At 39.0% G+C, this 26,844-nt stretch carries 31 protein-coding genes and 1 tRNA gene; 20 read left to right on the top strand and 12 right to left on the bottom strand.

Translation table 11 applies throughout. From position 1 onward, the window contains the following. The first annotated feature begins 349 nt into the window (after window positions 1-349). The 3 genes from LVQ96_06835 to LVQ96_06825 all read left to right on the top strand — a co-directional run bounded on the left by LVQ96_06835 (window position 350) and on the right by LVQ96_06825 (window position 4,338). Complete coding sequence (locus LVQ96_06835) at window positions 350-673, top strand: hypothetical protein (protein ID MCW6170870.1); 324 nt, start codon at window positions 350-352, stop codon at window positions 671-673. Further along, the gene (locus tag LVQ96_06830) at window positions 670-819 is read left to right on the top strand and encodes a hypothetical protein (GenBank protein MCW6170869.1); all 150 of its coding nucleotides are present in this window, start codon (window positions 670-672) and stop codon (window positions 817-819) included. Before LVQ96_06835 ends, LVQ96_06830 begins: the two co-directional genes overlap by 4 nt. Window positions 820-1,362: 543 nt before the next feature. Beyond that, window positions 1,363-4,338 (top strand): N-6 DNA methylase, encoded by a 2,976-nt coding sequence (locus tag LVQ96_06825; protein MCW6170868.1) that lies wholly within the window; start codon window positions 1,363-1,365, stop codon window positions 4,336-4,338. Window positions 4,339-4,558: 220 nt separating this feature from the next. Here the strand turns inward: LVQ96_06825 and LVQ96_06820 are convergent. Then, window positions 4,559-4,632: transfer RNA gene (locus tag LVQ96_06820), tRNA-Ile, on the bottom strand. Window positions 4,633-5,812: 1,180 nt separating this feature from the next. Here LVQ96_06820 and LVQ96_06815 point away from each other — a divergent pair. Beyond that, on the top strand, window positions 5,813-6,304 hold the full coding sequence (locus LVQ96_06815; protein MCW6170867.1) for a helix-turn-helix domain-containing protein: 492 nt from the start codon (window positions 5,813-5,815) through the stop codon (window positions 6,302-6,304). A 710-nt stretch (window positions 6,305-7,014) separates the two neighbouring features. On the opposite strand, the gene LVQ96_06810 is transcribed toward LVQ96_06815, so the two are convergent. The 5 genes from LVQ96_06810 to LVQ96_06790 all read right to left on the bottom strand — a co-directional run bounded on the left by LVQ96_06810 (window position 7,015) and on the right by LVQ96_06790 (window position 10,908). Further along, window positions 7,015-7,173 (bottom strand): hypothetical protein, encoded by a 159-nt coding sequence (locus LVQ96_06810; protein ID MCW6170866.1) that lies wholly within the window; start codon window positions 7,171-7,173, stop codon window positions 7,015-7,017. 146 nt (window positions 7,174-7,319) lie between these two features. Next, on the bottom strand, window positions 7,320-7,508 hold the full coding sequence (locus LVQ96_06805; protein ID MCW6170865.1) for a division/cell wall cluster transcriptional repressor MraZ: 189 nt from the start codon (window positions 7,506-7,508) through the stop codon (window positions 7,320-7,322). Window positions 7,509-7,551: 43 nt separating this feature from the next. Continuing rightward, window positions 7,552-8,589: an acyl-CoA/acyl-ACP dehydrogenase gene (locus tag LVQ96_06800; protein ID MCW6170864.1), complete on the bottom strand. Its 1,038-nt coding sequence runs from the start codon at window positions 8,587-8,589 to the stop codon at window positions 7,552-7,554. After that, window positions 8,586-9,713, bottom strand: coding sequence for an acyl-CoA/acyl-ACP dehydrogenase (locus LVQ96_06795; protein MCW6170863.1), 1,128 nt, complete (start codon window positions 9,711-9,713; stop codon window positions 8,586-8,588). Before LVQ96_06795 ends, LVQ96_06800 begins: the two co-directional genes overlap by 4 nt. Before the next feature lies 1 nt (window position 9,714). After that, on the bottom strand, window positions 9,715-10,908 hold the full coding sequence (locus LVQ96_06790; protein MCW6170862.1) for an acetyl-CoA C-acetyltransferase: 1,194 nt from the start codon (window positions 10,906-10,908) through the stop codon (window positions 9,715-9,717). A gap of 160 nt (window positions 10,909-11,068) precedes the next feature. Between LVQ96_06790 and LVQ96_06785 the strand changes: the two genes are divergently transcribed. From LVQ96_06785 to LVQ96_06775, 3 genes are all read left to right on the top strand, one after another. Then, window positions 11,069-11,632: a dihydrofolate reductase family protein gene (locus LVQ96_06785; protein MCW6170861.1), complete on the top strand. Its 564-nt coding sequence runs from the start codon at window positions 11,069-11,071 to the stop codon at window positions 11,630-11,632. A gap of 104 nt (window positions 11,633-11,736) precedes the next feature. Further along, window positions 11,737-12,186: a hypothetical protein gene (locus LVQ96_06780; GenBank protein MCW6170860.1), complete on the top strand. Its 450-nt coding sequence runs from the start codon at window positions 11,737-11,739 to the stop codon at window positions 12,184-12,186. A 12-nt stretch (window positions 12,187-12,198) separates the two neighbouring features. Further along, window positions 12,199-12,657 (top strand): MarR family winged helix-turn-helix transcriptional regulator, encoded by a 459-nt coding sequence (locus LVQ96_06775; GenBank protein ID MCW6170859.1) that lies wholly within the window; start codon window positions 12,199-12,201, stop codon window positions 12,655-12,657. A 320-nt stretch (window positions 12,658-12,977) separates the two neighbouring features. Here LVQ96_06775 and LVQ96_06770 read toward each other — a convergent pair whose 3' ends face one another. Beyond that, the gene (locus LVQ96_06770) at window positions 12,978-13,370 is read right to left on the bottom strand and encodes a hypothetical protein (protein ID MCW6170858.1); all 393 of its coding nucleotides are present in this window, start codon (window positions 13,368-13,370) and stop codon (window positions 12,978-12,980) included. Between the two features lie 99 nt (window positions 13,371-13,469). After that, on the bottom strand, window positions 13,470-14,000 hold the full coding sequence (locus LVQ96_06765; GenBank protein MCW6170857.1) for a hypothetical protein: 531 nt from the start codon (window positions 13,998-14,000) through the stop codon (window positions 13,470-13,472). Window positions 14,001-14,218: 218 nt separating this feature from the next. On the opposite strand from LVQ96_06765, the gene LVQ96_06760 reads away from it, so the two are divergent. The 3 genes from LVQ96_06760 to LVQ96_06750 all read left to right on the top strand — a co-directional run bounded on the left by LVQ96_06760 (window position 14,219) and on the right by LVQ96_06750 (window position 16,349). Then, a complete protein-coding gene (locus tag LVQ96_06760) occupies window positions 14,219-14,452 on the top strand; it encodes a hypothetical protein (protein MCW6170856.1) in 234 nt (77 codons plus the stop codon). An 18-nt stretch (window positions 14,453-14,470) separates the two neighbouring features. Continuing rightward, window positions 14,471-14,644: a hypothetical protein gene (locus LVQ96_06755; GenBank protein ID MCW6170855.1), complete on the top strand. Its 174-nt coding sequence runs from the start codon at window positions 14,471-14,473 to the stop codon at window positions 14,642-14,644. A gap of 112 nt (window positions 14,645-14,756) precedes the next feature. Then, a complete protein-coding gene (locus tag LVQ96_06750; GenBank protein ID MCW6170854.1) occupies window positions 14,757-16,349 on the top strand; it encodes a long-chain-fatty-acid--CoA ligase in 1,593 nt (530 codons plus the stop codon). 39 nt (window positions 16,350-16,388) lie between these two features. On the opposite strand, the gene LVQ96_06745 is transcribed toward LVQ96_06750, so the two are convergent. Next, window positions 16,389-16,880, bottom strand: a complete 492-nt coding sequence (locus LVQ96_06745; GenBank protein ID MCW6170853.1) for a GNAT family N-acetyltransferase — start codon at window positions 16,878-16,880, stop codon at window positions 16,389-16,391. 111 nt (window positions 16,881-16,991) lie between these two features. Here LVQ96_06745 and LVQ96_06740 point away from each other — a divergent pair, with 111 nt between their 5' ends. Further along, a complete protein-coding gene (locus LVQ96_06740; protein MCW6170852.1) occupies window positions 16,992-17,144 on the top strand; it encodes a hypothetical protein in 153 nt (50 codons plus the stop codon). A 57-nt stretch (window positions 17,145-17,201) separates the two neighbouring features. Here the strand turns inward: LVQ96_06740 and LVQ96_06735 are convergent, their stop codons facing one another. Next, window positions 17,202-18,437 carry an MFS transporter gene (locus tag LVQ96_06735; protein MCW6170851.1) on the bottom strand — a complete coding sequence of 412 codons (1,236 nt, stop codon included), beginning with the start codon at window positions 18,435-18,437 and terminating at the stop codon, window positions 17,202-17,204. A gap of 267 nt (window positions 18,438-18,704) precedes the next feature. Between LVQ96_06735 and LVQ96_06730 the strand changes: the two genes are divergently transcribed. The 3 genes from LVQ96_06730 to LVQ96_06720 all read left to right on the top strand — a co-directional run bounded on the left by LVQ96_06730 (window position 18,705) and on the right by LVQ96_06720 (window position 20,361). After that, window positions 18,705-19,706 carry a hypothetical protein gene (locus LVQ96_06730; protein MCW6170850.1) on the top strand — a complete coding sequence of 334 codons (1,002 nt, stop codon included), beginning with the start codon at window positions 18,705-18,707 and terminating at the stop codon, window positions 19,704-19,706. Window positions 19,707-19,831: 125 nt separating this feature from the next. After that, the gene (locus LVQ96_06725) at window positions 19,832-20,074 is read left to right on the top strand and encodes a winged helix-turn-helix domain-containing protein (protein MCW6170849.1); all 243 of its coding nucleotides are present in this window, start codon (window positions 19,832-19,834) and stop codon (window positions 20,072-20,074) included. A gap of 26 nt (window positions 20,075-20,100) precedes the next feature. Beyond that, window positions 20,101-20,361 carry a hypothetical protein gene (locus LVQ96_06720; protein MCW6170848.1) on the top strand — a complete coding sequence of 87 codons (261 nt, stop codon included), beginning with the start codon at window positions 20,101-20,103 and terminating at the stop codon, window positions 20,359-20,361. A gap of 122 nt (window positions 20,362-20,483) precedes the next feature. Here LVQ96_06720 and LVQ96_06715 read toward each other — a convergent pair whose 3' ends face one another. Then, window positions 20,484-20,726 (bottom strand): sulfurtransferase TusA family protein, encoded by a 243-nt coding sequence (locus tag LVQ96_06715; protein MCW6170847.1) that lies wholly within the window; start codon window positions 20,724-20,726, stop codon window positions 20,484-20,486. Between the two features lie 597 nt (window positions 20,727-21,323). Beyond that, the gene (locus LVQ96_06710) at window positions 21,324-21,836 is read right to left on the bottom strand and encodes a DUF4382 domain-containing protein (protein ID MCW6170846.1); all 513 of its coding nucleotides are present in this window, start codon (window positions 21,834-21,836) and stop codon (window positions 21,324-21,326) included. Window positions 21,837-21,983: 147 nt separating this feature from the next. Here LVQ96_06710 and LVQ96_06705 point away from each other — a divergent pair, with 147 nt between their 5' ends. From LVQ96_06705 to LVQ96_06680, 6 genes are all read left to right on the top strand, one after another. Beyond that, window positions 21,984-22,565: a methyltransferase domain-containing protein gene (locus LVQ96_06705; protein MCW6170845.1), complete on the top strand. Its 582-nt coding sequence runs from the start codon at window positions 21,984-21,986 to the stop codon at window positions 22,563-22,565. A 248-nt stretch (window positions 22,566-22,813) separates the two neighbouring features. Further along, window positions 22,814-23,773, top strand: a complete 960-nt coding sequence (locus tag LVQ96_06700) for a hypothetical protein (protein ID MCW6170844.1) — start codon at window positions 22,814-22,816, stop codon at window positions 23,771-23,773. A gap of 535 nt (window positions 23,774-24,308) precedes the next feature. Next, complete coding sequence (locus LVQ96_06695) at window positions 24,309-24,476, top strand: AbrB/MazE/SpoVT family DNA-binding domain-containing protein (GenBank protein ID MCW6170843.1); 168 nt, start codon at window positions 24,309-24,311, stop codon at window positions 24,474-24,476. Window positions 24,477-24,532: 56 nt separating this feature from the next. Next, window positions 24,533-24,880 (top strand): hypothetical protein, encoded by a 348-nt coding sequence (locus LVQ96_06690; protein MCW6170842.1) that lies wholly within the window; start codon window positions 24,533-24,535, stop codon window positions 24,878-24,880. A gap of 106 nt (window positions 24,881-24,986) precedes the next feature. After that, entirely contained in the window at window positions 24,987-25,295 is a 309-nt protein-coding gene (locus LVQ96_06685) for a hypothetical protein (protein ID MCW6170841.1), read from the top strand. A gap of 93 nt (window positions 25,296-25,388) precedes the next feature. Then, complete coding sequence (locus LVQ96_06680; GenBank protein ID MCW6170840.1) at window positions 25,389-26,843, top strand: phospholipase D-like domain-containing protein; 1,455 nt, start codon at window positions 25,389-25,391, stop codon at window positions 26,841-26,843. The last annotated feature ends 1 nt before the right edge of the window (window position 26,844 follow it).

Genomic DNA, 26,844 nt, shown 5'->3' with positions numbered 1-26,844 from the left:
CGACCTCACAGGTCAGCGAATACTGCAGCTGCCTCTCCGACTCTCACGCTACATCGTCATATAGCGTGTTCCTAAGAACTTTTTTCATTGACATCTTAATGTTTTAAGCGAATACCGACCGGTCCATTATAGAAAGCTATGATCAAGATGTACTTAGATAACAAATAACAAAACAATAACGGATCAAAAAACTTCAGAATATGGGTAAAAGATCTTAAATAATATCAACTAACATATTGAACATAAGATTAAAAAAACATTAAGATATCGATGCTGTATCTGAAATATATAATTAGGAAATAGCTGACAAGATCAATGTATCCGTTTGGAACTAGGTACTCTAAAGTTATTGATTGAGAAGATTAGGAATAATTTCAATAAGCGTTATGAGTTTAAGAATAAGCAATATACCCTTGAGAACATAATGTTTGTAAATATCAGGGAATTGAGCAGATACATATCAGGAAAGGTAAAGACATTGGAATTTAGAACACCAGATATTGAAATCTCAAGAAATGACACTATAGATATCAGAAAAAAGATAATGTCAATTGATCCTGAAAAGAGGAAAGAATTGAAGATAAACAAATCCACATTGTGGTATCAACAAAGGAAGATTAAAGAAGGAAAGAGCATTAAGATGTATAATAAAACAAAGGTGAGGATTGAATGAATAAAGATATACCGGTTGATTATGTGCTGTTTAGATTAAATGAAACATTCCAAGTAAAGGACATTGCTAAAGAATTAGTGACTGCTAAGGATATTACTGAAGCTATTAACATTAATTCAAAATTGGAATTCAGAAAAGAAAATTGAACCACAAGAAGTAATATCTGAATCAACCGGTATTCTTGAAACTCTTAGCTATCTATCGAGAAGGGATTTCTATTTTGTCCTTAGTGGAAATGATATTACTCATATAGTTCATTACTCAGACCTAAACAGTCCATTAGTCTTAACCCCATTATACACACAAATATCTTACTCTGAAATTGCAGTCCGAAACTTTGTTAGGGCATATTATAGCAATATTCCACAGAACGGAATTGAAAATTTTTTATATAAAATAAACCAGAATATACCTGATACTTATAAAATAAATGTTGAAAGAGCAATTAAACAATTTCGTAAAAAATTGAAAACCCAAACTCAAACAGATTTATTTGATGAGCTGCATTTAGATGATGAGCTTATTTTGTTAAGGGAATTATTTAAGTTGAAACTTAATCCTGACCAATTTAAAGAATTTGGCAGTTATATTGAGCTTTCTGATCAACATATCAGATCATATAATAAATTAAGAATTGGAATTATGCATTCTAAACCGGAAATCATAAAGCAAAAATCAGACATTAATGCTTGGTTAAAATTTCTGGACTTTTGCCAGAAGATTATAAAAGCGGTCTACGGCAAGGTGGACTTTCAACGACTGAAGTAGTGAATAGTAAAGATTACAATATCGATTTCGAAAGAATCACAGAGCTAATATCGAAATACGAACAAATCAAGAAATCAGGTGAAATCAAAAGATATAATGAGGAATCAACAAAGAAGGATTTCATACTACCCTTATTTGAAGCTTTAGGTTGGAATGTATATAACAAAGGAAATAAAGACAGTTCAGTGAGTGCAGAGGAAACAATATCAAAGAAGAGAGTGGATTATGGATTCCGCATAAGTGGAATTCCACAGTTTTTCCTTGAAGCCAAATCGTTAAAAGAAGAGAACATCCAGACAAACTCTAAGTATGTAATTCAGGCCATAGACTACGCTTGGATGAAATCCTGTTCATGGGCAATACTGTGTAATTTTGAAACCATTGCCATTTATAACGCCGACTGGAAAGAATCAAATTATGGAAATAACTTATTCTTTGTATTACATCCGAATGATTTCTTAACAGATAAGAGATTTACCTATCTTTCAAAGAAGGCCTTCGAGAATAATGAACTTGATAAGATAGCATCTAGATATGGAAAGAAACAGTTAAAGAACCCGATAAACAAACAACTTTTACAAGATATGATTCACTTTCGTGAGGTTCTTTCAAAGGATATTGTTAGGAATAATCAGGACAAACATCTTAATCAGGATGATATAGATGAATCCGTACAGAGAATTCTTGACCGTTTAATTTTCATAAGGAATGCCGAGGACAGGGGTTTAGAAGGAGATAAAGTCCAATCCGCGGTTAGGCAATGGTACGATAAAGGCAAAGGTCATCTTTTAAAGCAAATCTCAAAAATATACAAAGATTATGATGATAAATATAACAGCAAACTCTTTGCTCACCATTTATGTGATGATCTTTACATCGACAATGAAGCATTACAAGAAGTCATAGAAGGTCTTAATCAGTCAAAGGACAATTCATATCGCTATGATTTCTCTATAATTGAGTCGGATGTTTTGGGAAACATATATGAGCAGTATTTGGGAAACATTCTCAAGTCAACACCTAAGAGAGCAAAGCTTGAGGAATCAAAGACACACAGGAAAGAACAGGGCATCTACTATACGCCCTCTTACATAGTTGATTACATAGTAAAGAACACCGTTGGAGAATTTATTAAAACTCATACACCTGAGGAAATAAAAAAGGTTCGGATTCTTGATCCAGCTTGTGGTTCTGGAAGCTTTCTGATAAGGGCATACAAGGAATTGGAAAATTATTGGAAACAGAATTCTGACTTTGCTCAGCTTACTTTGGATAGCGAGGAATTCTATTCAAAAAAGGTTGATATCCTAAAGAATAACATATTCGGGGTAGATTTAGACACTAAGGCTGTGGAAATAGCCCAACTGAACCTCTTATTGCAGATATCTGAAAGAAAACAGAGATTGCCCATACTTCAAAACAACATCAAGGTTGGTAACAGCTTGATTGATGACCCTACCGTGAGTGATAGGGCCTTCAAATGGGAAGAGGAATTCCCAGAAATTATGATGGATGGCGGATTCGATATTGTTATTGGAAACCCGCCGTATGTGAGAATTCAAAATCTCAATAAAAAGGAAGTTGAATCCTTCAACAATACTTATTACTCGCCCGAAAGAAACTATGATATCTATATACTTTTCATTGAAAAAGGATTCAAATTGCTTAAGGAGGGGGGAGAATTGGGTCTTATATTGCCTCATAAGTTTTTCGAAGGACAAAACGGTTGGAAAATTAGAAAATTCATATCCGATTCTAAATCGTTGGATAGAATAGTTCATTTCGGCTCTAACCAAATTTTTGATGGTGCAACTACTTACACTTGCTTATTGTTTCTGAGTAGGAGGGCTAATAAAAAGTTCTATTACAAAGAGTTCAAAATGGGAGAAAACTTTAGAGTGCTTGATAATTTGAACTATGAGGAAAAAGATGTGGAGGCGTTAAGTGCCGAGCCATGGAATTTTAACACAAAACAAATCTCAAAAGTATTATCTAAAATTAAAGCAAATGGGATTAGCTTTAAAGATATTACACATAAAATTTTCAAAGGTTCATCTACTGGTAATGACGATGTTTTCTTGCTAGATATCGTTACTAAAGGAAATCACACCACCATCGTTCATTCGACATTTTTGGATGGCGACATTGAAATCGAAAATGAAATTTTAAAGCCTTTTCTTTACGGCGAAGATATAAGGAAATACCAAGACCCAATTAATCATAAGGTTCTGCTGTTTCCGTATTTTTCGGTTCAAGGAAAGGTAGCACTAATACGACCGGAACTGATGGAATCAAAGTATCCTAGAGCGTTCAAATATCTCAAAGAGGCAAAGAACGAATTATTCAAGCGTAAAGTTAAAATGAAAGATAATGAATTTTATAAATATTCAGCCCCTAGGAGCTTGGCAGAATATGAACAACCAAAAATAATGATTCCAGATATGTTGGTTCAGAACAGAGTAGGTTACGATGAAAGGGGAATTTTTTATCATGGACCTGCAATTCATAGTGTATTGTTTAATGAGCTAGTAAAGGATGTCAACCCGTTCTTTTATTTAGCCACGCTGAATTCTAAAATTTTCTGGTTTTTTATAACTCAGACAAGCACCGTACTGAGAGGTAATACTTACCGCTTAACTCCTGAATTCTTGAAATTTTTTCCTTTCCCAAAATTGGACCTGAAGGATTCAAAGAGCACTGAAAAGTATCAAAAGGTGATCAGTCTAGTAAAAGACATTCTCTCACTCAACAGGAAATTGTTAGAAATTCATGATAAGAGAACAGTTGAACAGAGTAAGATTGAAGACCAAATTAACAAGATAAATAAGGTGATAGACCACGAGATATACTCATTTTATGGTCTGACACAAGAAGAAATAGATTTAATCGAAGCCTAAGGATGTTAAGGATAAGGGAATATCAAAAATGGCTTTGTGGAAAGTCAAGGATAAAATAAGGACTGGATCAAGACTTAACCCAAAAACTAAGATTGTTAAAATATTAATTGAACTATATAAGGTGTGTAAGACAAACACAGGTCATTAATATTTTATTATTTATATTTAAGTATATAAAGGGTAAACTTTTTTCGTCTTATCTATATCCCCTTGTGTGAAATGGGGCTGACCGGATTCGAACCAGTGACCGCCTGGTTATGAGCCAGGCGCTCTACCTAGCTAAGCTACAGCCCCCCGATAGTTTTTGTTTGGGATAGTTGATAACGTACTCACTGATAAATCTTTTTTTTTCCGTGAATCAGTATCTCCGAAGATAATTATCTGAATAATACGATAATTTATTCTTAGCTCCCTTCCTAATTGGCCGAAATATTTATCTATGGTTTATAGAAATTCATTTGATATCTAATGAAAAAGATACCAATGAATGTAACGAACTGTAAATGTCTCTTCACGATCGTACATGGAGGATGAAGGAAACAAACATCACAATTGACTCCTGAACTATCTCGAGGGACAGTGATTCTGCGGTGGCGATTTTTCATTTCCGTCTGTCGCACATTCTCCATTCACATTTGAATTCTTGACGATCTGCACAATCATTTAAGTGAGCGTACAAATAATATTTATCGAGTGTTTAAAAAAGGAAAACTGAATGGAGAACATTGAGAATGGGAAAAGGTGCGATCTCTATCTTCGAGCAGAGCTTAATCAGTTATAAGAGAGAATTACGGGTAAGTCAATAGTTCGTCTATTTGAGAGAAAAGAGTAGGTCTAGAGACCTTACTTGAACGAGTCTGATCTCTTAACTATGGTGAAGAATGGAATCAAAGCGAACATGTAAGGATAAGGAAGGTTTGACATATTGGTGTTCTTTATGTTCTCGTTCTGATATGAGAATTCATTCCTCCTTAACCTTTGAACCATTATGTTTTTACATTTTATTTCCCCACTACTTTTTTCCGATCCAAACTTCCAGAAACTGCAAATCTTATGTCGGGAAAAAAGGGTGCATTATACTACGTATATAGGTAAAAGGGAAATAAAGTGGAAAATAAAGGGAAATAAACAGGGAAATAAAAATACACCCATATAATTTTTTTACTCAGGAACGCAGAAAAATAGCCTATTATTTAGTTAGGGAAATAGAAGTATGACTAGGGAAATAAAGGGAAATAAACTTAGGGAAATAAAAATAGTTTATTTCCCTAGTGTAGCAAAAGATAGGAAAATAGCTAATTATTTAGTTAGGGAAATAAAAGATTTAGGGAAATAAAGGGAAATAAATCCAAAAAAGTGAGAGACCTAGGGAAATAAAGGGAAATAAACCGAAAACTAGGGAAATAAACTTAGGGAAATAAACTAGGTATATAAAATGAAAATTATAATATAACCTCCTTTCATTCATGTCTGTATGCCTAAGATCATTTCCGAGAAACAGAAGGCGGACATCATAAACGCTTTCAAGGCTGGGGAAACTGTGGACAAGATTGCAAGCGACACAGGAATATCAACGAAAACTATACGGAAAATATTGGCCGACATCGAAATAGATAAGCAGATAGATGAGAAAGGGAAAGTGGATCCGATCCTCGCACAGGCCAGTCCAAAATACATCAAAAAGCAGGCAGAGCATCTCTCTACTAGTATGGTACGGGAAACAGATCAGCTCATCGAAAACGCAAAGAGCTACAGACCGATAGAAACTATCTACAGGAGAAGCGTGGAGAAAATGGGAATGGACTGGTTCGAGTTTCTAGAGGTCGCTGTGGAGAATCTGTACCAGGATGCGGTAGAGGAATATATGAAAAAGGTCGAAGAAGCTGAATTGAAAAAAATACGCCCTGGGAATCTGGAACTCATAAAAGAAATGAAGGAATTGAAGCAGTTGGAAGGTGACAAATGAGGCAGAACAGGTATACTAAAACGTCATTCTGCGTAAGCTCTTATTGGAAAAGACTTTTTTGATAATCCGGGATTCGTGCAACATAAACTGTTCTTATCACGGAAAGTAGATAATAGTGCGAGTCACAAGGAGTTTGGGCCACTGTAGATAGCGCGTATGAGTATCTTGGTCGAATTGCCCTATTCCATTGCGGATGTACCGGCAGAGATGAACTCATCCCTCCATTCGAATGTAGAGGACGCCACATTGTGTTTGATGAGTTTGCCGGACCGCCATGACGATCTTTGTTTTCTCCTCCTTTGTCCTTTACGTATCATTGCCTACCATATCATCACCTCATGAACTGGAAAGAGGTTAAAAAATCCCTCTCTCTGGACTCTCACCCTATTTAAACCTTTCTCCATGCTCATGCTGTCTGAACGTAACTGGATCTGTAACAATCTGGTATCTTTTTTATCATGAGAAGGTGAGCTTCAAGAAGTATCTCATAGAGTTGAGTGAATCATGTACCGTGATGGTGAATAACGTAGAGAGAAAGGAAAGAACCCGCAAACAGTCCTGAATAAAGACTGTGGGCGGACGGCCACTTTTTCCTTTTCTCCGAATAAGGATAGCTATTGCTGTCTAAAAACTTAACTCGGTTCGGAAATACTGTGAATTGAACTGCGGGAGGTTGTAGGCTAAGAACCTTTGGTTATCTAAAAAAAGAGTTATTTCAAGAGATCATACTTTATTGCCAGTTCTCTCCACTCTTCCGGAGGGATGTCAAATTCTTTGCAGATGTCCGGAACTTCAACTCCCTTCCTAACCATTTTCCTAATCGCCTTAATCTCCTTTCTGTTAAGCTCCTTCAAATTTGCCGTCTTCATGCTAAACATCACCACTCAATCCAGCGGAATTGTCTTGCCCATCAAGACAGATATCAGGAGGCTGGACGTTAAAATATTTATTTCTTTCTAGATAATATACTTTTTCTATCCGTACCAATCTACGATCCGATCGCTTTAAAAAGTTCTTAAGTCTGGTTCTTGAATGCAGATTCTTCCAGAGTGGTCTCGACCTCGTTGAGTCCTTCTGGAAGGGAAAGGATAACCAACTGCGACCCGATCTTCGAGGCAACCAGTTTAGTGTTAATGTGTGCGCGGAGGCGTGCTGGTATGTATATTCTCCCGAATTTATCTATCTCCAATAATTCTCCAGCCATTGAATGTAATTATAAAGTGATAGATAATTATTTTTAAAATTATTCAAATGTATCCAGATTTATCGCCGAATACCATGCTTGATAGTCTCAGTTTGTCTCCCTCATAGTTGCTGAACAGTATCGGAAGACCAAAGGAGTCCCTGTAGAATTTTTCAACGCCAAAGTCCTCAAAGAAGCCATAACCTCCATGGAACTGTATTGAATACTTCGCCGCCTCTTTCGAAAATTCCTCCGATCTAAGCTTTAGCATAAGCACCTTACGCTTGTCTTCAGGATCGATATTGTCAAGTTCGTCCATGAGAAGAGTCTCTTCTGAGAGCAACCTTGAGAGAGTGTTGGCAACAGGACTGTAATCCTTCAGTGGCTTATCGAATGTCTTGCGAACTTTCACATAATCCAAGACCTTATCAATGGCGCCCTTAGACATACCGATAGCAATGCATGATACTTCATAGTCTAGAGAATCAAGGATCGATGAACTCGTTATACCGGTTTTCTCTGTCAGGTTTATGATATCTGAAGAATCCACAGTGACCGTTCCAGATCCAAGACCCCTGAAGGAGAGTGGCTTTGAGGTCCCCGTGATCTTGAAACCGCTTCTTACCAGGAAAATATCTTCCCCTATGTTCACTATGAGATTTCTTTCCGACGGATTGACCACACCTAGAACCCTTCCAGATATCCTGTTCCCTTCCACTGACAGTTCATTCCCAGAAAGTTTATCATTGCTGATAGCGACACAGAACCTTTCTTCTCCGGACACAACGCGCTTCAGTAGTTCTGGATCAACATTCTGTATCAACGGTGTGAAGATCGAGTTCGTGATCATGACCAGCGCTGAAACAGAGGGTGAATGAGACGCGGTGCCAAGAAGAATTCTGGAGTATCCGAACTTGTCGAGGCCAGCGCCTCCGCTCTCAGCCGATGCCATTGCGCCAAGGAATCCCTGTGCAGCGAGCATCCCAATCATGTTCGCGTCTATTCCGCTTCTCTCTATGTTAAGCGCCACCGGATCGATGCTTCTTACAGAAAACTCCTCCACCGCGGATGAAAGAAGATCCTCTTCGCTTCCAGAACTCAATTTGCCTCACCTTCCAGAGATTTCTCCATCGATCTGTAAATGATCAGTTTCTCTATCTCGCTCGTTCCTTCCCATATCTCCATGATCTTGGAATCCCGGAAAAATCTCTCTATGTCAGAATTGATGCCGTAGGCAGAAGTGATTTCAAGCGCCTTCTGTGCAGCTATCACTGCTGTCTCAGAAGCGTAAGACTTGGCCATGCTCGTCAGCGCTGGATTAGGCTTGAACTGGAACAGGTAGGAAGCAGCCTTGTAAGTCAGCAGCCTCGAAGCTTCAATGCGCGTCGCAACATCAACGACAGAGAACTGTATATCCTCCAGTATCTGTCCATTCCCCTTTTCTTTCAGAAGCTTGAGATATTCCAGCGTCCTGTCCATGCAACCCTGCGCTATTCCTATGGATTGAGCGGCAACGTAGACCCTGCTTATGTTGAAGAACGTCATGACATAATAGAATCCCTTCCCCTCCTCACCAACGATCCTGTCTGCCGGGATCTCAACATTGTTAAGTATCAATTCTGCTGTGCTTGTTGCCCTCACTCCAAGTTTTCCTGTAAGTTTATTCCTTGTAAATCCAGGAGTGTTTGCCTCAACGATCACAACGGAAAGACCGTGGTGTTTCTTTTCATCAGGTGTCGAAGTACGGACAAGCATGAGGTAAAAATCGGCGGTGGTTCCGTTTGTTATGAACATCTTAGATCCGTTCAGTATCAGCTTGTCCCCACGCCTCTCTGCCTTTGTCTTCAGGCCTGCTACGTCGCTGCCCCCTCCAGGTTCAGTGACGGCAAGACCCATGATCTTCTCGCCCCTCTGCGTCGGTAAAAGGAACTTCTCCTTCTGTTCCTCAGAACCGAAGAGCATCAGTATCTCTGCCCCAAACATGCTAGCTGTAGAAGCTATGGCATTTCCAGGATCAACCCTGCAGGTTTCCTCGATCGCAACAACCAGGGACCATGGGCTGTTCACGTCTATGATATTCTCCGCAACCATCTTCTTCCTTATATCATCCCTGAACGTTTCAAGCTCGTCGGATTCCTTCGCTATGGCCGGAGTGAATTCTCGAAGTGCAAACTCCCTTACCTTCTTTCGCGCAGCCTGTGCTTCTTCAGGAAAATCAAAATCCATATTACACACGCTCCAACAGCATAGAATACCCCTGCCCGCCACCAACGCATAGTGTCGCGACTCCAAGGTCTTTCTGCTTTTCATTCATAATGCGTGCAAGTGTCCCGGCAAGCCTTGCACCGGAAGCACCCAGTGGATGACCGATAGATACAGCTCCGCCATGGATGTTCACTCTGCTCGGGTCTATGTCAAGTTCTTTGATCGCGTTCAGGACTACGACAGCAAAAGCCTCGTTTATCTCCCAGACATCGACATCATCAACAGAGAGGTTTTCCTGCCTTAGCAATTTCTGTGTAGCGGGTACCGGACCCTCGCCCATTATCGACGGATCAACGGAAGCCCAGGCAAACCCCCTGATCCTTGCAAGGGGCTTCAGTCCGTACTCCTTCATCTTCTTCTCCGACATGACCATGACAGCAGATGCACCGTCATTCAGCGGAGAAGAGTTGCCTGCAGTTATAACCCCATCAGCCTTGAATGACGGGGGGAGTTTTGAAAGGGCTTCTACTGTTGTATCCCTTCTTATACTCTGATCTGTATCTATGACTTTCTCCTCACCATTTATCTCGACCGTAACAGGAAGAATCTCGTCCTTGAAGAATCCGCCATCCATGGATTCTGCTGACTTTTTGTGGCTTCCTGCTGAAAATTCATCCATCTCCTTCCTGGAGATACCCCTGAGACCAGCCAGTTTCTCAGCTGTCAGTCCCATGTTGTACGCTGTAGACATATTGTACTTCGCGTACTCAGGCCTGAGAAGGAGTTTCATATTAGCTTTAAGGTTTGGGTTGTTTGCCATAGGTATGTGTGTCATGTGCTCCATTCCACCGGCAATAGTAACCTCGGATTTCCCGGTCATAATTTCCATGGCCCCGATGGCGATTGCATTCAAGGAAGACGAGCATGCACGATCAAGGGACATGGACGGGACGTTGAAAGGGAGCCCCGCAAGGAAAACTGGGTGCCGCCCACCGTAGAGCCAGTTCTCCCCGGTCTGGAAGGCACAACCGGTGATTACGTCATTTATGTCATCGGTCTTCACACCGGAAGAATTCACTATATCCTTTATCAGCATCCCCAGAACTTCGTCCATGCGAATTGAATTGAACACGTCTCTGTCGGGATCATTGGGCCTTGCTCTAGAGAATGCGCTTCTTTTATATTCGACCAAATATACTTGATTTAGTTCACTCAAGTTATCACATTACTTTATTTCTCGGATACTCATAACTCTTTGCCGTTTGTTAGTTCATTGTAATGAATCCAAAGATCGTTGTGAGTTGATTTTTCGTTGATCCATAAAACGTAAATCTCCTGAGGACGTAGGTATATATATTAGTCTCATATAGAAAGAGATGCGAAAAGTAATCCTGGACACGATAATTTCGCTGGACGGTTACTACACGAGTCTAAAGAGTGAAATTGATTGGTTCGAATTCGACAAAGAGGAGATTGAATGGTCTAAGCAGATTCTTCGAAGAGTTGACACTATGCTCTATGGTCGAATAACCTATCAAGAATTCAGTGAATTCTGGCCGAAAGCATCTCCAAGCCCAGACGGCTTCGACTCAGAGATCATCGAGCAGCTAAATGGACTTCAGAAGGTGGTATTCTCTCGTACGCTCCAGGAAGCAAAATGGCGCCCTGCAGTTCTGATACGTGAAAACCCAGTAGAGGCAGTGGCTAAGCTCAAAAGAGAATCCGGAAGAGACATGGTGATCGTCGGGAGCGGGACCCTCGTATCCGCACTTTCAAGAAACGACCTGATCGACGAGTATCGCATCCGGATTCGGCCTATTACATTAGGTGCAGGAAAACCTCTTTTCACGGATGATCAAAAGAGGCATAAGCTCAGATTGGTTTCTTCCAGAGAGTTTAGCAACGGCGTAGTCGCTCTGCATTACGAGCCCGCCGATTAACATCCTCTATAAGTTGTTAGAATATTTCTTTTAACGGAAGAGTAGAATTCGAATAATAAGTGCAATTATTATATATGCGCATATCATTCTCCTATGATGATATAATGACATGGGAATTTGAACACAGTATCCTAACCAATGCGAGGAAAGAAGAAATTTGGGCTCTCTACAGTAACGTTGAATCTTGGCCGCTATGGGATCATGGAATTGAAGACGTATCTCTCGAGGGAGAATTCAAAGAAGGAGCTCACGGGAAAATCAAACCAGAAGGACAGGGGTTTTTGAGTTATAAGATTACTCTAGCCGACCCAGATAAGGGTTTCTCCGATGAAACTGTTATTGATGATTTGATGGCCACAATAAAGTTCATTCACACTTTTTCGAGTTTGCCAGATAGAAAAGTCAGACTCACTAATCACATAATAATTCTCTGCCCGGGAAAAGAAGAGATAGAAAAGGAAATAGGAGATGGTATATCTTCCGGAGTGCCAAAAACAATGGAAAATATAGCGCGAATGGCAATTTTCATGGAAAAAATATGCAAGTTTCAATGAAGGTTCAAGTGTATGTCGTCACCACATAATATGCCTACAAAATTTGAGAAACCAGATGAGAGTCCGGGTTTTCTACTTTGGCAGGCTACAAATCTCTGGCAAAGGAGAATGAGAGCAGCTTTAAGAGAATCGGGGTTGACACATGTACAGTTTGTTCTTCTAGCCTCCACTGTTTGGATAAATGATCATGGTATGGAGGCCACGCAGGTAGCTATCGCGAGATTTTCACACGCAGACATTATGATGGTGTCCCAGGTACTGCGTTCTCTTGAAAAAAAGAGTCTAGTTCTGCGGTTAAAAAATTCTGGAGACACAAGGGCTCATCTTGTATCTCCGACAGGAAAGGGGAGAAATCTGGTTGAAAAAGCCATAAGAGTCGTTGAAGATACTGATAGTGCGTTCTTTGCCATATTAGACAATAATGTGAGTGAATTCACTGGAATGCTTAGAAAACTGATCTCTTCTAATTGACTTTTAGGATCATCTCTTAGCCGCGCAGATAAACCTCCTATGCCCTTCTTTTCGGATGTACGGCCTATAATGCAACCCCTGGGATCAAGCCCTATCAGTTGGGTATAAGTACCCTCATAGAAGAAACTAAAATCGCAGTTGTCAGGGCTTCAAGGATAAGGTAAGCAAGAGTTGTTTCAGAATCCCTTCAAAACCTATGAAAATGGAGAATGAATCGGTCGGGATTTGATTAAAGTTTTAAGTAAATACTAAATTCTCAAAAAGAAAGAGATGATCAATAAAGACTGACATTTTGTGATATTCTGTGAACACGTTGTCTTTCATTTCAGTAGTTCTAAATATTTTGGTGGTTTTAATATTCTGTTTACGTTTATGCCATTTTCGGCAGCATATTTGTGAACATCCTGAGTATTCCATGTGACAATATAGTCTATACTGACAGATTTGGCTATTGAAATCATGTACCAATCGTTTCCCACATCTTTTATTGCTGTAGAATCTATCGTAAGATTCTCGGTTTTTATGAAATTCAGCTGCGTAACGTAAGGATCAAGTCTTGAGTTCAAATACTCAGTTCTAACATCATGCAATGCACGAAATATGTTCCCTTCTTTCTTCCCACTCATTGAGATCTTCTCAATAAGATCTGGATCTAAATCAAGAAGCCTTTTCAACTCACCGTAGAGTATATCGCAAGTAAAAGCTTCGTCCAATCAGGTTACAACTCTTTTGCACACCATAGAATTTGAGGAATGAGTAGAGCCAGATATTAGATAGGCCAATACAACGTTCGTATCTATTACGAGTCTCATCTAATATCTCATTGCCTTCTTAGCCAAGTTAACAGCAGAAACTACATCTTCTTCAGTTATTTCATTTTCCTGCAGAAAATCAGCGAAGTACTTATCGACTACCTCTTTCTTGAGAGCCGATCTCTTAGTGAATTTCGGGTACCTTGAATACACGGTATCAAGCAATTCTTTTAAACTCATATAATTGAATGTAGCCTTGACATCAAGTATCTGTCGTTTTTCAAATTCATTCAAGTCATTCCAGACTGAAGCGGCAATCTTAAATCCTTCGCTGGTAAGTTTCATTTCACCAAATGAGATTGTACCTCTTGATTGAAAATAGGTAAGGTCCTCAGATAGTTCTTTTGAAAATGGACCATACCAAAGAGGTTCAAAATGGTAGATATCTTTCATATCTGCAAATGGAATTCTTCTGTAGAGGAGAAAAATCTCTTTCTGTAAATGTGTAACTGAAGGGATCGGTTCATTGTTCTTCTTCGATTTACCCCACGCGTAGATGAAGGAAAGTAATAAATCACTTTTTGAAACCATAGTGAAATAATATTCCATCGTTATATACATACCTTATGTAATCTGCTATCGCGGTTGTATTATCATTGTTGTATGATCGCATTCCTGACGAAAAACAAAAAGAATAGATAGTGAAGCGATCACAGAGTTGTTTCTATGCCAAGCTTCTCGGTTACTGTATTAAGTTCTTAGCCCCTAGAGCAGGACGGTACACTACCAGCTTCAATGCAGGTTTAAAGTTGAATTGTATCTGCGATGTAAATGTGCTGTTCAATAACCATCTTGACTGCTTTCCTGATTACCTTAATGCTCGCGGTCTCATAGAACTACTCTATGAATACGAAGATCCCTACATCCTTGACGATTCCAAGTTCAAGGCCGTATTCCCATATTTCACATACACACCTTATGAAGTTGGGATAAGAAAGACTCTTTACTGGTTCAAGAACAATTTAGAATCTAAAGATAAATAAATTTTCAAAAGCAATCTGATGAACAAATTCGAGTGGTTAAAGTTCAGGTTAAATCTGACGGTAGCTTTTTATCTTGCCACACAGAGATTACATTTCATGCCCCTCTCACTCATGACTGTAGTAAATTACGACAAGCTACAACTACTAAAGAAATTAAGTCCCTATGTAAGAACACATTCTCCGATCCCATAGAAACAATTCCTCTCTGAATGCACAAAAGTTGAAATATTCATCTTGACACAATTGAATAAGTCGTAAATTACTGTTATAGCAAAATTAATTTCGTCCCAAACCATGAACATTCATGTATCAGGATAAGTATCAACTTACGATAGACAAGCTTCTGACATCCTCTGTCAGGAACAATCCGAATCAGAAGATAGTGTACAGCGGTGTTAAGACGGAAACGTATGCGAGCTTCAAGGAAAATGTATACAGACTTGCCAAGGGCCTTGTCTCCATGGGCATTAAAAAGGGAGACAGAGTTGCTGTCTTTGACTATGACACGATGAATTACCTGTACCTGTATTACGCTGTCCCACTTTCAGGTGGAGTCTTGCATACGGTAAATATAAGGTACCCTCCGGAATTGATTTTCTATACAATGCAGCATGCTGACGACAAATTTGTGATAATAAGGGATGAATTCGTACCTATTATTGAGAAGAGCATACCTCTTTTTGAATTTGTCAAGGGATGGATAGTATCTTCGGATGCAGCAGAACCTGCGAAGATGATAGAAGGTGCAACAAAACTTTCAGACCTCATGAAGGGCTCAGCCAATGCCGTACTTCCAGAAATTGATGAGAATGATCTAGCAACGACTTTCTATACCTCCGGAACAACAGGAATGCCAAAGGGTGTGGAATTCAGCCATAGACAGCTGGTTCTTCACTCCCTAAGTTCAGCATCAGCTCTTGCAGATCCACCGATAAGCATGAAGAGCACTGATGTCATTATGCCTCTCGTACCGATGTTCCACGTCCATAGCTGGGGTACGCCATATTTCGTCATAATGAAGGGTATGAAATATGTGTTGCCAGGAAAGTACAACTTTGAAACAATACCGCTGGTGATGAAGAATGAAAAGGTCACTGTGAGTCTCATGGTTCCATCAGTCCTTTACATGCTCATCAATTCAAAGAACTCGGTTGAAATTAAGGATCTAGGAATCAGGACAGTCATAGGTGGAGGTGCCCTATCTAAAGGACTCTATCAACTTGCAAAGGAACATGGAATCACGGCCAACGCTGGATACGGTATGTCTGAAACCGCCCCTATACTCACTCTTGGTCAGTATTCAAGTGACATGTTCAAACTCGACGAAAATCAGAAACTGGATCTTTCACTCAGGGCTGGAATTCCGATTCCACTTGTTGATCTCCGTGTTGTGAACAAAGAAGGAAACGATGTCAAGAATGACGGAAAGGAGATCGGGGAGATTATTGTCAGATCACCCTGGCTTACAAGGGAATATGTTAAGGACCCTGAGGGTACACAGAAACTCTGGAAAGACGATTGGATGCACACTGGTGACCTTGCTGTCATTGACAAATATGGGGTCGTGTCGATAGTCGACAGAGAGAAGGATGCTGTGAAGTCCGGTGGCGAGTTCATACCCACTGTGGTTATAGAGGATGCAATAAGCACGTATCCTGGTGTCGGGGAAGTCGCGGTTGTAGGAAAACCTGATCCGAAATGGCAGGAACGCCCGGTAGCATTCATATCCGGACTTAAGGAACTTGATGAAAAGAAGATAAGGGAACACCTCATGAAATTTGTAGATTCGGGAAGAATTGCCAAGTTCTGGATCCCGGATGAATTCCGCCTTGTTGAGTCGTTCCAGAAGACGAGCACCGGAAAGATAGACAAAAAGGTTCTAAGGGAGATGCTTTAGATCCACTGGAAACAAAATTTTGTCCTACAGTGGATGGGATCAATCAACGTCATTAATCTCTTTTGACATTATTAGTTCATCATTTTCTTTAGAAGCTTTGTAGAACCCATGTTTTGCATAGAAATTGATGCCGATAACATTCTTTTCCTGCACTCCAACTTTTAGCGTTGCGATCCTACCTTTTATCGTGGATTTCTCGAATTCGGTTAACAGCTGTGAACCTATGCTATGTCTTGATTTCGATGGATTCACATAGAGCCTGAGAATCTCACCGTGGTCTTTCCTAAGGATTCCCTGGAGAAATCCACAAAGTTCATTCCCTTCGAATGCGCCTATGAATATCAGGCCATTTCCCCTATTTGACCGGTTAATTGAATTCACTAACGAGTCCACAGAGTAATTATTATCGATCCATGCGTCGATGTAGGTTTTATCGTATATTTCTTCGTAAGCCCAGTTCCAGGATTCAATGGCAACCTCTCTAACAGAGGAAGCATCGCTTTCTATAAGCGCTCTGATCTCGACGTTCAACCATTACAAATTCCCATGCATCGTATAATTTTTTGCACGAATTTGCTTGAAACAACAGTTTCAAACAACAATTAGATAAATATTAGTCCTACAACAGTATGACTCTCCAATATGGGGCTAAGTAAGAGAGATCTAACGAGAAAGAAAAAAAGCCTGGAAATGAGGATAAATGAACTAGATGCCAAGATCAAGAAATTTCCGCTTGACAAGACCCTTCAGCAGGAACGAGAAGAGCTTCGGAAAAAAATTGAGAAAATTCATTAAAGTAATTTAGAAATTATCCGCACACCCGAAAGTCTAAAAATAGAGATGCAGTTTTTTTCATTCGGGTTTTCCTTCAGGGACCTCAATTTTTGACTTCGCAAGGAAAACGTTTAGAGCAATGTCAAGGAGGGCAAGGCCAAGCATGATCATGAAAACTCCTGTCCATCCAATAGTGGAGATGATTGAGGAAGTGACGAGCGGACCTATTGCATCTGCTGAATTTGAAATCAAGCCCATCCCGAATGCACCCTCTGTAACAATCACAAGAGGAAATATGTTCCCAGGAAGAGCCCAGTAGTTCGGAGGGAACATCATTAGAAATCCATTTATTATAACTGCCACGAGCAGAGCATAGAAAGATAGATGCCCGAGAGCTACCATGAGGATTATGCCAACTGCCATCAGGACATCCGCCAGAGTCATCACCTTTAATCGAGCCCTTAGTATCCCCCTGTTCGTATTTGCCTTCCTGGTCAAATGATCACCGAGAACTGCACCGACAAATGCAGCTGCAAAGCCGGCAAGACCCCACGCAATTACAAGTGTTCCAGATTCAGAGATCGAATATCCGAGAAATCTAGAATACGTAGAGAGATATCCACCAATGCTGAAGAGTGTCCAGCTCAATGGTATCTGAATTACGCCCATCACCCATGTCATTGGATTCTTCCAGGCGCTTTCATGCTTGACCTTTTCTTCCTGCATGAATTCTTTCTTCTGTTCAGGTGAATCCCTGGCGAGTGCAAAATAGATGATTGCCCCAACCAGCATGAGTACGCCGGTTACGTAATAGGATTCTTGCCAGCTGAAGGATCTGAACGCTACACCTAAAAGACCTCCAGCGGCGCTTCCAAGGCTGATGGCACCAAGAGTGAAAGCAAGAGACTTTGCCCTTTCATCCGGGGCAAACCATCCTTCGAGCTGTATCGAGAAGAGGGCAAGCATCATGATCATAAGTCCCTGAAGGAAACGGAGTATGATGAGAACGACAATATTATTGAAAATCGGTATCAGAAACTGCGGGACTATTAGGAATAATTGAGCAAGAAGTACTCCGGTCTTGAGACGCGTGTTGAAAACACCACCGTTGCCGAGAAAAAACGCTGCAAAAAGGCCTATTGAAAATGAATCTATGCCAAGGATGGTCAACTCGTTTACACTCACGTGATAATACGTGGCCATCTTTGAAGACAAGATGCCGAATGCCGTAAGGGAGATGAAACTTGTAGTCATAAGCAAACCTGCTATCGCTGCCATGACCCATCTGTATGGAGATTTCTGTTCGGCAATCACTTGGACTTAATCTTTGCATCATATTTAACATCAAATAAACCGAAATCCTATCGCTGTTCCTATTTCGTTTCCCGAAAGCCTAAGACGAAGAGCACAAAGCGAAATCGTAACAACTCCAATCTTATTTGGAACTGGGATCAGAATCACACATCATCGCCTCGATAAAATCCCTTATACAGCATTGCAGACCTGGATTTGCAAAAGATTTGCATATAATGTGCAATGAAATTTGAAAAAAATCGATAAACGAAGATGAAATAATAAATTATGAATCAAAAATACCTGAAGATGGTGTTAGCAGTATTCATAGTCCTTACCGTAGTTATGGCAGGACTTTTTGTTTTTGAATACTCTAACGCAGGAAAGGAAAAGAGCAACTACAATAATCTTCAAACAAACTATGCTACGCAACAGAGCAAGGTTGTGCTTGATAAAGCATATGCGCACTGGGACTACATATCCATTGAGAACGTATCTTTGCTCAAAGGGCAGTATAGCAGCAATGCGACTTTACACTGGATCGGTGGGCCTCTCGCAGGAACATATGCAGGAATCACAAATATAACCGCAACATGGAACAAATTTTTCGGCCTCTGGTCAGCAGTATGGTATTATACAGTAACTCCCCCAACTGTCAGCGTTAGTGGAAGTACAGCTACCGTAGTGTCAAGTAACCAGTTTGTCCTGACACCAGTAAGCAGTAGTCAGCAGGTACAGTACCTAAACGTAAGTTACACTCTGAAATACATGGAGTCAGGAAACAATTGGATGATATATCATGAAACATGGCACATTGTTGGGGCAGGCTTTGTTTCTCCGTCGCAGCAGTTTGTAGAACAGAACTACGTGAATAGTTTGGCATTCAGCCACTGGAACAACATAGCAATCGAAAATAATACAACGGTAATGGAACAGTACGAGGCAAACGCAACTCTCCACTGGATAGGGGGTCCTTTGAATGGAACATATTCAGGACTTGCCAAAATAAACACAACCTGGAACAAGTTCTTTGGACTGTGGTCTGCAGTATGGTTCTATTCCGAATCACCTCCCATAGTAACAATTTCAGGTAGAACAGCAAACGTCAATGCGACAGTACAGTTCATAGTCCAGAATGCGGCAAATACATCGCAGTTCAAATACATCAACGTATCTTACGACATAATGTATTACAACACCGGTTTCACATCTTCAAACGGGATGCCGCAGTTCATGATATACAATGAGATATTCCACATAACAGGGAGCAACACAATAAATAAAATCTGAACGAAACTTTCAACAACCTTTATTTCACCCTTTTTAATTTATAAAGGAATTTGACAACCAATGATTTTCAGAGTTCGATCGAAAGACTCTTTTGGTGGATATTCGTATCAACAAGAGGAGGGGAAATGAGAATAAAGATAATTAAATCGTTATTAGAAAGTCCGAAAAACGCCAATAAGCTTAGTTTGAACCTTAACGTAAACTACAGGACGATAGAGCATCACATGAAAGTATTGATCTCAAACCATCTTGTTCTCGTTCAGGGAGATGGATATGGCAAAGTTTATTTTCCTGATCAGGTAATCGTGAGAAATATTAAAATGCTACAGGAAATATTCACTTCAGCGGGCATAAAGGAGGGGATCTGACTCTGGGGCCATTCTGGATAGCTAACTTGGTTATAATATCAATATCTGTTATAGTGTTCGCAGTAATTACTGTGTCCTATGTCAGAAGCTACCTAAGGTTAAAGGCTGGTTCATTCACCAGTATAATTGCGTTTAGTTCTATATTTATGGTCCAGAGCATCCTAGCGTTCGTCATATATTACTCACTCTCTATGCATTTTGGCTCGAGTCTGGCTGTACTTTTGCTCGTCATAAATGTAATTTCACTTGGTGGGTATGTTATGCTCTATAAAGCACTACAGATCTGAGTTTCCTGATTCTTTTACCAAAGATTATAGATGTGAAAACAAAAAATCTGCCTAGATAAAAATGAGAACTAGGAATAGTAAAATCTATCACCTAACATAGATTTACTGACTAGTCATTTCATCTAGTTGGATTTCCTCATCAGAACTTCGTAATATCCGTCTCGGTCATATACCCCTACAAGTTCATTTTTAGACTTCTCGATCCATTCCGGAGCATCATTCTTTATATCCGGGTCCGAGGAATAAACTGCTATTATGTCTCCGATCTTAGCATCTTTATAAGCTATCAACATCTCCCAAAGAGAACCAGGGCAAATAGTTCCGCGAACGTCCACAATTTTTGCCGGCTTCAATTTCTTTGCCATTTCATTCACATCCAATAAATTTTACTGCATGGCATGTATTTCAATAACGCATATAAACAAAGCTAAATCTTCATTGAATGTAAATTCCGGTTTAATTTTTATCTGCCATTTCATTGTATGTTTCGTTTTTATCTTCGGTACCTAACGCTTTTCGCTTCACAGCACTATGAGAATAAATTATGATAAACAATAAGTGATTTATCGCACGCCAGAAAGTCCCCAAAATTTTCCCCCCCCCCCATCAGCCTTCTTAAAAACAATCAAACTTGCTAGAAAGTCTAGGGGTACGATAATGAAATGACTTACGCATGCAATCGAAAGTTTTCTTCTGGTTTTCAAGTAAGTACGACAAAAGCTATTTCGACTAACCAACCCTACGCAGTAGAAACCCTCAACAGATGGTCAAAACATTTGTCTGCTTTTCACGGAATTATCATTAGTTTCCCAATGCACTATTTTGAAGCACAAAATAGCCTGACAATACACATGACTGATTGATCTTTCATAACCCTTTGCAAACAATATAATGAAACTCTGTTCTGGGGGATTATCTGCTACCAGTTGAAGAAATAAAGTTTAAAAAAATAAAAGTGTAGATCAGCTGGTCACAACAAACCCAACGTTAGGAGTGAACACCTTAGAGTTCAGATTGAGATTCTGTTTCAGGTTAAAGTCGATTATGATTCCAGTTGTTGAGTGTGCAGTTACATTGAATGGGTGGTTAATAAATGCAAAGTGAGACGCCAAAGTGAAAGTCACATTCGCACCTAGGACATCAACTGTCACATTTTTTATGAACAGCCTTATCATTGTATATTTCCCAGAATGTAGGGTTATGTTTGTCAGCAAAGACGCATTTGTCGTCGTTCGACCAAGTATATTTATTGTCGTGGATGGAACCGAGTAGTTTACCCATCCAGACGTATTGCTATGCAATTCCACTGAACTAAACGAGATATATACCGCACGGACATCAAACATAGCTGGGGCATCTGCAACCGATATTGCCATATGGCCGTTTGATGCGGTGCTGTTGTAGTACAGGAAACCACCTATACCAGCGGCAATTACTACCACTATAACAATTGCTATGATTATTTTGTTTTTCACATCTTTTTATTGAGGATAGATTATTAAGGTTTCTGGTACAACCATTACGCTCTTCTATTTCAAACGAGATCAAAAAGTTTCGAACGACGAAATTCTGAAGATTTCGAGCTACAAAATACTTTTATAGTCAAATTTTATATAAATAACGTGCAGAAACTTCCTTACTATGGCACGTACCACCATACTTCGCCTGAACAATCCGAATTGATAAGAAGAGTTCTGAGAGAAACTTTTTTTGACCTTTTTAGACTGACTGGGCACCCAGAAACCATTAAAAGCATTCTTGATGCGGGCTCTGGACTCGGATACCTCTCTGAACTTGCTGCTTACTTTTTCAGAACATCTTCAGTAACCGGCGTTGATCTATTCGGATCAGAAAGTCTTCCTGAGGGAGACTTAGAATTGGCAGAAGAGAATATGAAGGCTGCGGGTGTGGGCGATAGAGTACGCTTTATAAAATCTGATCTCACTGATCTAGATTTTCCTGAAGAACACTTTGATCTTGCGGTATCGAACCTTGTCTTTCATAATCTAGGGAAGAAACGATTCGATGCGTACTTGAGTATAGGCAGAGTGTTGAAACCAGGCGGGTTTTTTGTTCTTGGAGACTTCTTCTGGAAAGCAGAAGATAAAAAGTTTCTAAGAGATCATTTTACCATGTTAGCAGAAAAGACTAGAATAAGTGAAATGCCAGATCAGTATTCGATTATGCTGCTCAGAAATAAGTAGATCGTTCTTTTATTCCATTCAACAATAATTTCACAAATTCTTTTTTTGTCCAAGCAAAATTTACCAGTCTTGGCAGACAAAATAGACCAGAATATATTAGTTATTACTTTTTTCGCTAGATCTAACTGGCCCTGCATATTTTCGCCTCTTCAAATTTGAATTGTGCAGAACCTTTTAAATTTTGCAGCAGATTCAGTACACTATCTCGGTATTACATACTTTTTAATACTACAAATGAATATAAAAATGTGATTAAGCCCAGGTTTGCTAATGCAGAAGGAAAATTGACTTATTTAGAAGGCATAGAAGGTATAATATCTGGGAGGAAAGGAATTCGTTTCTGTTTTATTATCGATAAATTTAACGATGTAAATATAAACGAAGTGTATCTAATTTCTGAATTACAACCTTCTTCTATCGTGTTAACAAATAAACGGAATAATAAAGAATTGAAGCTTTTGCTTAGCAGTATAAATTCACACATAACTGTTAACCAATCGGCTTGCTTTGATGCGGAAATTAGTAAACCAGAACTAAAATATATAAGTGATAATTTGTTAGGAAGTGATTTACAAATTAATTGGGATCTTAACTGGTTGGGTTTTATCGGTTACAAGCTTAATGTTAATCCGTTTTTGGCAGTTGTCGATATATCAAATATGGGTCGGGCAGATACAAAAGTATCCATGAGTGATTTTAATGATAATGTTTGGAGTAAAATCTCTGGCGAAGAAAGATATTTGGTAAATATCCCTAATGTAAGCAGTAGTATATTTCTAAAAGTTCCAGACGAAGTTAATGAGTGGAAAAATATGATGTCGGATAGGGCAGGGATTGTTGAAAAAGCGATGAGAAAGTTTGAGGTAGCGGAAAAACCCGATGACTTTGCCACAATCGCTAGAGAGTTAAAAGCGGTTTTTGATAAGTTAAAAAGTGTTACAGAGCGAAATAAAAACCCACTTCAAGGGTTGCTGTTCAATAAATTATTTTCAGGTTCTGGAGTTAATGAAGCTTCGGATGGAATGATGGATGGATTATCTAAAGTAATGGAAGGGTTGGAGAAAATATCAAATCAAATTGGACATACTGCCACCACTCATGATAAAGGAACTATTCCGTTCAATTACGTTGGGGATAGAGAGAGTACGATGACTTTTTTATTTATAACGGCTTTGTTGTTTAATTTTATGGGAAAGATGCTAAAATAAAATGCATGCCTTTTGTTTTATGAATCTAGTAATAACATAACTTTTAATAATAGTCAGAAAAAATTATTGGTAGTAGCGTAGTTTAGCTCACAAACAAAGCTTCCGCTTTAACTGTTGACGATAGAAAGATTTATAAAAAAATAATGGATCTACCTTTGCTCCAAGGCAGATCCTAGTAGTTTTCTAATTATTTTTTTCGCTGACTCCTAGTCCGAAGAGTCCACCGAATAACCCACCAAAGAGTGCACCTATTGGACCACCTATAAGCGCGCCAATGGTAGCTCCTGTTCCCATACCGACTAGTACTGGTCGGCTGTCATTATACTTTTTCAGTTCATTAATTCAAATCACCTCCTGAAAGATACACTTTCGTGATCTGTTTATTATGTTTTTGTATTTAAATACTCACATAACGATAATGTTGGTAGGCGGCTCTAATACTCCCTCCCCCTCTCTCCCTTTTGAGAGATGAATATTTAAATATGACTGTTATAATTAAATAACTTTATACTAATGCCACTATTTCAATAATCACATGGATACCAAAAGTGAAATTATTGATATTAGCAGAACATCAAAGAGTGGGGAATCGTTAAGAATTACTTTACCCAAGAGAATAGCGGAGAAACTATCAATCAAGGAAGGCGAGTTTGTAGGGTTTTACGTTGAAGGAGACAAGGTCATAGTTGAAAGAATCACGTAGTAAAACATCTTTCTTACTTCAATAGCCTATTATAGCATTCTAAAATAACGAACTTAATGGTCATATCACTTGATATTATTATTTCATCAATAATCAGCGCAGTAGCAGTCATAGTAGCTTTTGTGAGTTTATTGGAAGGCAGAAAGAGGACAAAACTCTTGGAGGTGATGATAAAAACATTACCTTATACTACAAAAAGGAAAAGAGAAAAAAGAACGTCTAATATGAAGTTAAACACTGACACAGATCTAAGCAAGGCAAGGTCAGATGATATTAAGCGAATGGAACTTGAATTGGAAAAGGAAAAACTTCAATGGCAGAAGAATAAGGATATTGCGAAGGGGTTAGCATGGATAATCGACCATCTAGGCTCTGATGATGAGGATGATGACCAAGATTGGTGAAAGATTTTTCTGGTGCTGATATAATTTTTGGAGACAACCTCAAAGGGAAATAAATTGTATTAAGCATCGTAAGTAAGCATTTTATTTAATAATGTTATGGCTATTCATGGCAATAAGTTCTGACGAATTTAAGAAAGGATATACTGAAACCACTTTAAAGGGCGCTATTGAAAAATTACTTGGTGATTGCAAAGCTCGGACTCAGACAGAAATACAAATGGCACTGAACGCAAATTTGTCTTTTACAAAGCCTAGAGATACTATAGGTTGGAAAATGTTTGACGCGTTAATGACAGGATTCTCTTTTGGTAAGCTTTTAGATAGTATGGTTTCTGATAGTAAAATAGAAACTCGTTATGTTGAGACAGTAAATAGGTCTGAAACATACTATATTAAGAAATCTTGTACTAGGTAACCGTATCATCGAGTTTAACTACAATTAATTGTAAAAACAATAGATAAAGGGATAACAATGGAATTCGAGTTTAGTCTAGATGTGATTGACCGCGTGGTTAAAGAGATTAAAGAGGCAAAAAAATACGTTAGGATAGCTGTATTTCAAATTCATAATGAATTTATATATGACGCTATTGACAGCATTTTGACAAAGGGTATCGAAGTTGAGATTTTTACTTTACCATACGATAGTATAAATGAGGATATTAGGGACAAAGTAAAGGACAGGATTGAAAGAATAAAGACCAATGGAGCTAAGGTATATTTTTCAAAATGGGGAATAGGAGACCCTGAGAGAACAACAACGGCGATAGGTCGGTGGTATTCATTTCATGGTAAATTTTTAGTAACGGATAACGTAGCGATATCCTTATCTGCCAATCTTACGGAAGAACCGGAACTAGACGCCATGCTAATATACAAAGAAGAAGGAAAAATCAAAGAGTTTAATGAAAAATTTCTGACTTTATTGGCATTATTTGGAGAAGGGAGTATTAAGAATTTAGTAGAGCAGACGACATATGACAGTAAAGAAGCTTTGTTCGTTGCACCAAGGACAATAACCGAACCGGAAGTGAAGTTACATTGGATTAGGGATTATCCCGCAGAGATATGTAAGAACATTACATCTATTGAAGACAAGGTTTACATTGCACCTATTGAGTGCAAAGCCAGAGATTTATGGGAGATGGTAATAAGCGAAGCCTCTGATTATGTTTATATATCCACGGAAAGTTTCACAGATACAGCAATCATACCATTTTTGATTACTAATTCTATAAAGGGTAAAACAATCAAAATACTTACAGGTAGCGAAAGCCAAGATTTCAATGAACGGATAAGAGAACTATACCCAAGATTGATGGCTAATAACATTGAACTAAGAAAACCAAAGCATCCCCTTCATGCAAAGCTTATAATTACTGAAAAGAGAGTCGTTGTAAGCTCGGTGAATCTCAATAAGATGAATTTAGGATATGCCAAGAAGAAGGCTCTTTGGAGAGCAAATACTGAAACCATAACTATTGAATCGAATTTGGACGTCATTAGAAAAGCTCAAGCTGATTATGACAATATTTTTGACGATTCTATCCAGTTGCTAAATTATTTATCTGAAAAAGAAGAAGATTATGCTGTATCTATTTTCAAGGTATACGGAGTCAAGCCAGATAAGGATGTGAGGAATTTATTTAGCAGAGTGATAGTGAGAAGCGACATAAATTTAAAAAGGAATCTTTATCAAATAGGGAGATACGCCTCTATCTTGATAAAAAAATTCAATAAAAACAAGAACGTTATAGAAACTTCTGACTTTCTATGTGCAATGGTTCTTTATTATCTGTCTGATAGGAAACATACCGAACCAGAGTTAAAGGAAAAGCTTTCAGAAATATTTCCTATGACAAACGGTGAAAGTATAATTGAAAAGCTATTACAGTATAAATTGATAATAAAAGAGGGAGAATTCTTCAAGTTAGACTTAAAAACGTTGTTAGGTGAGGCATGAT

This window comes from Thermoplasmatales archaeon, assembly GCA_026127925.1.
Lineage (GTDB): Archaea > Thermoplasmatota > Thermoplasmata > Thermoplasmatales > Thermoplasmataceae > JAKAYB01.
This window is presented reverse-complemented; position numbering and strand designations above follow the sequence as displayed.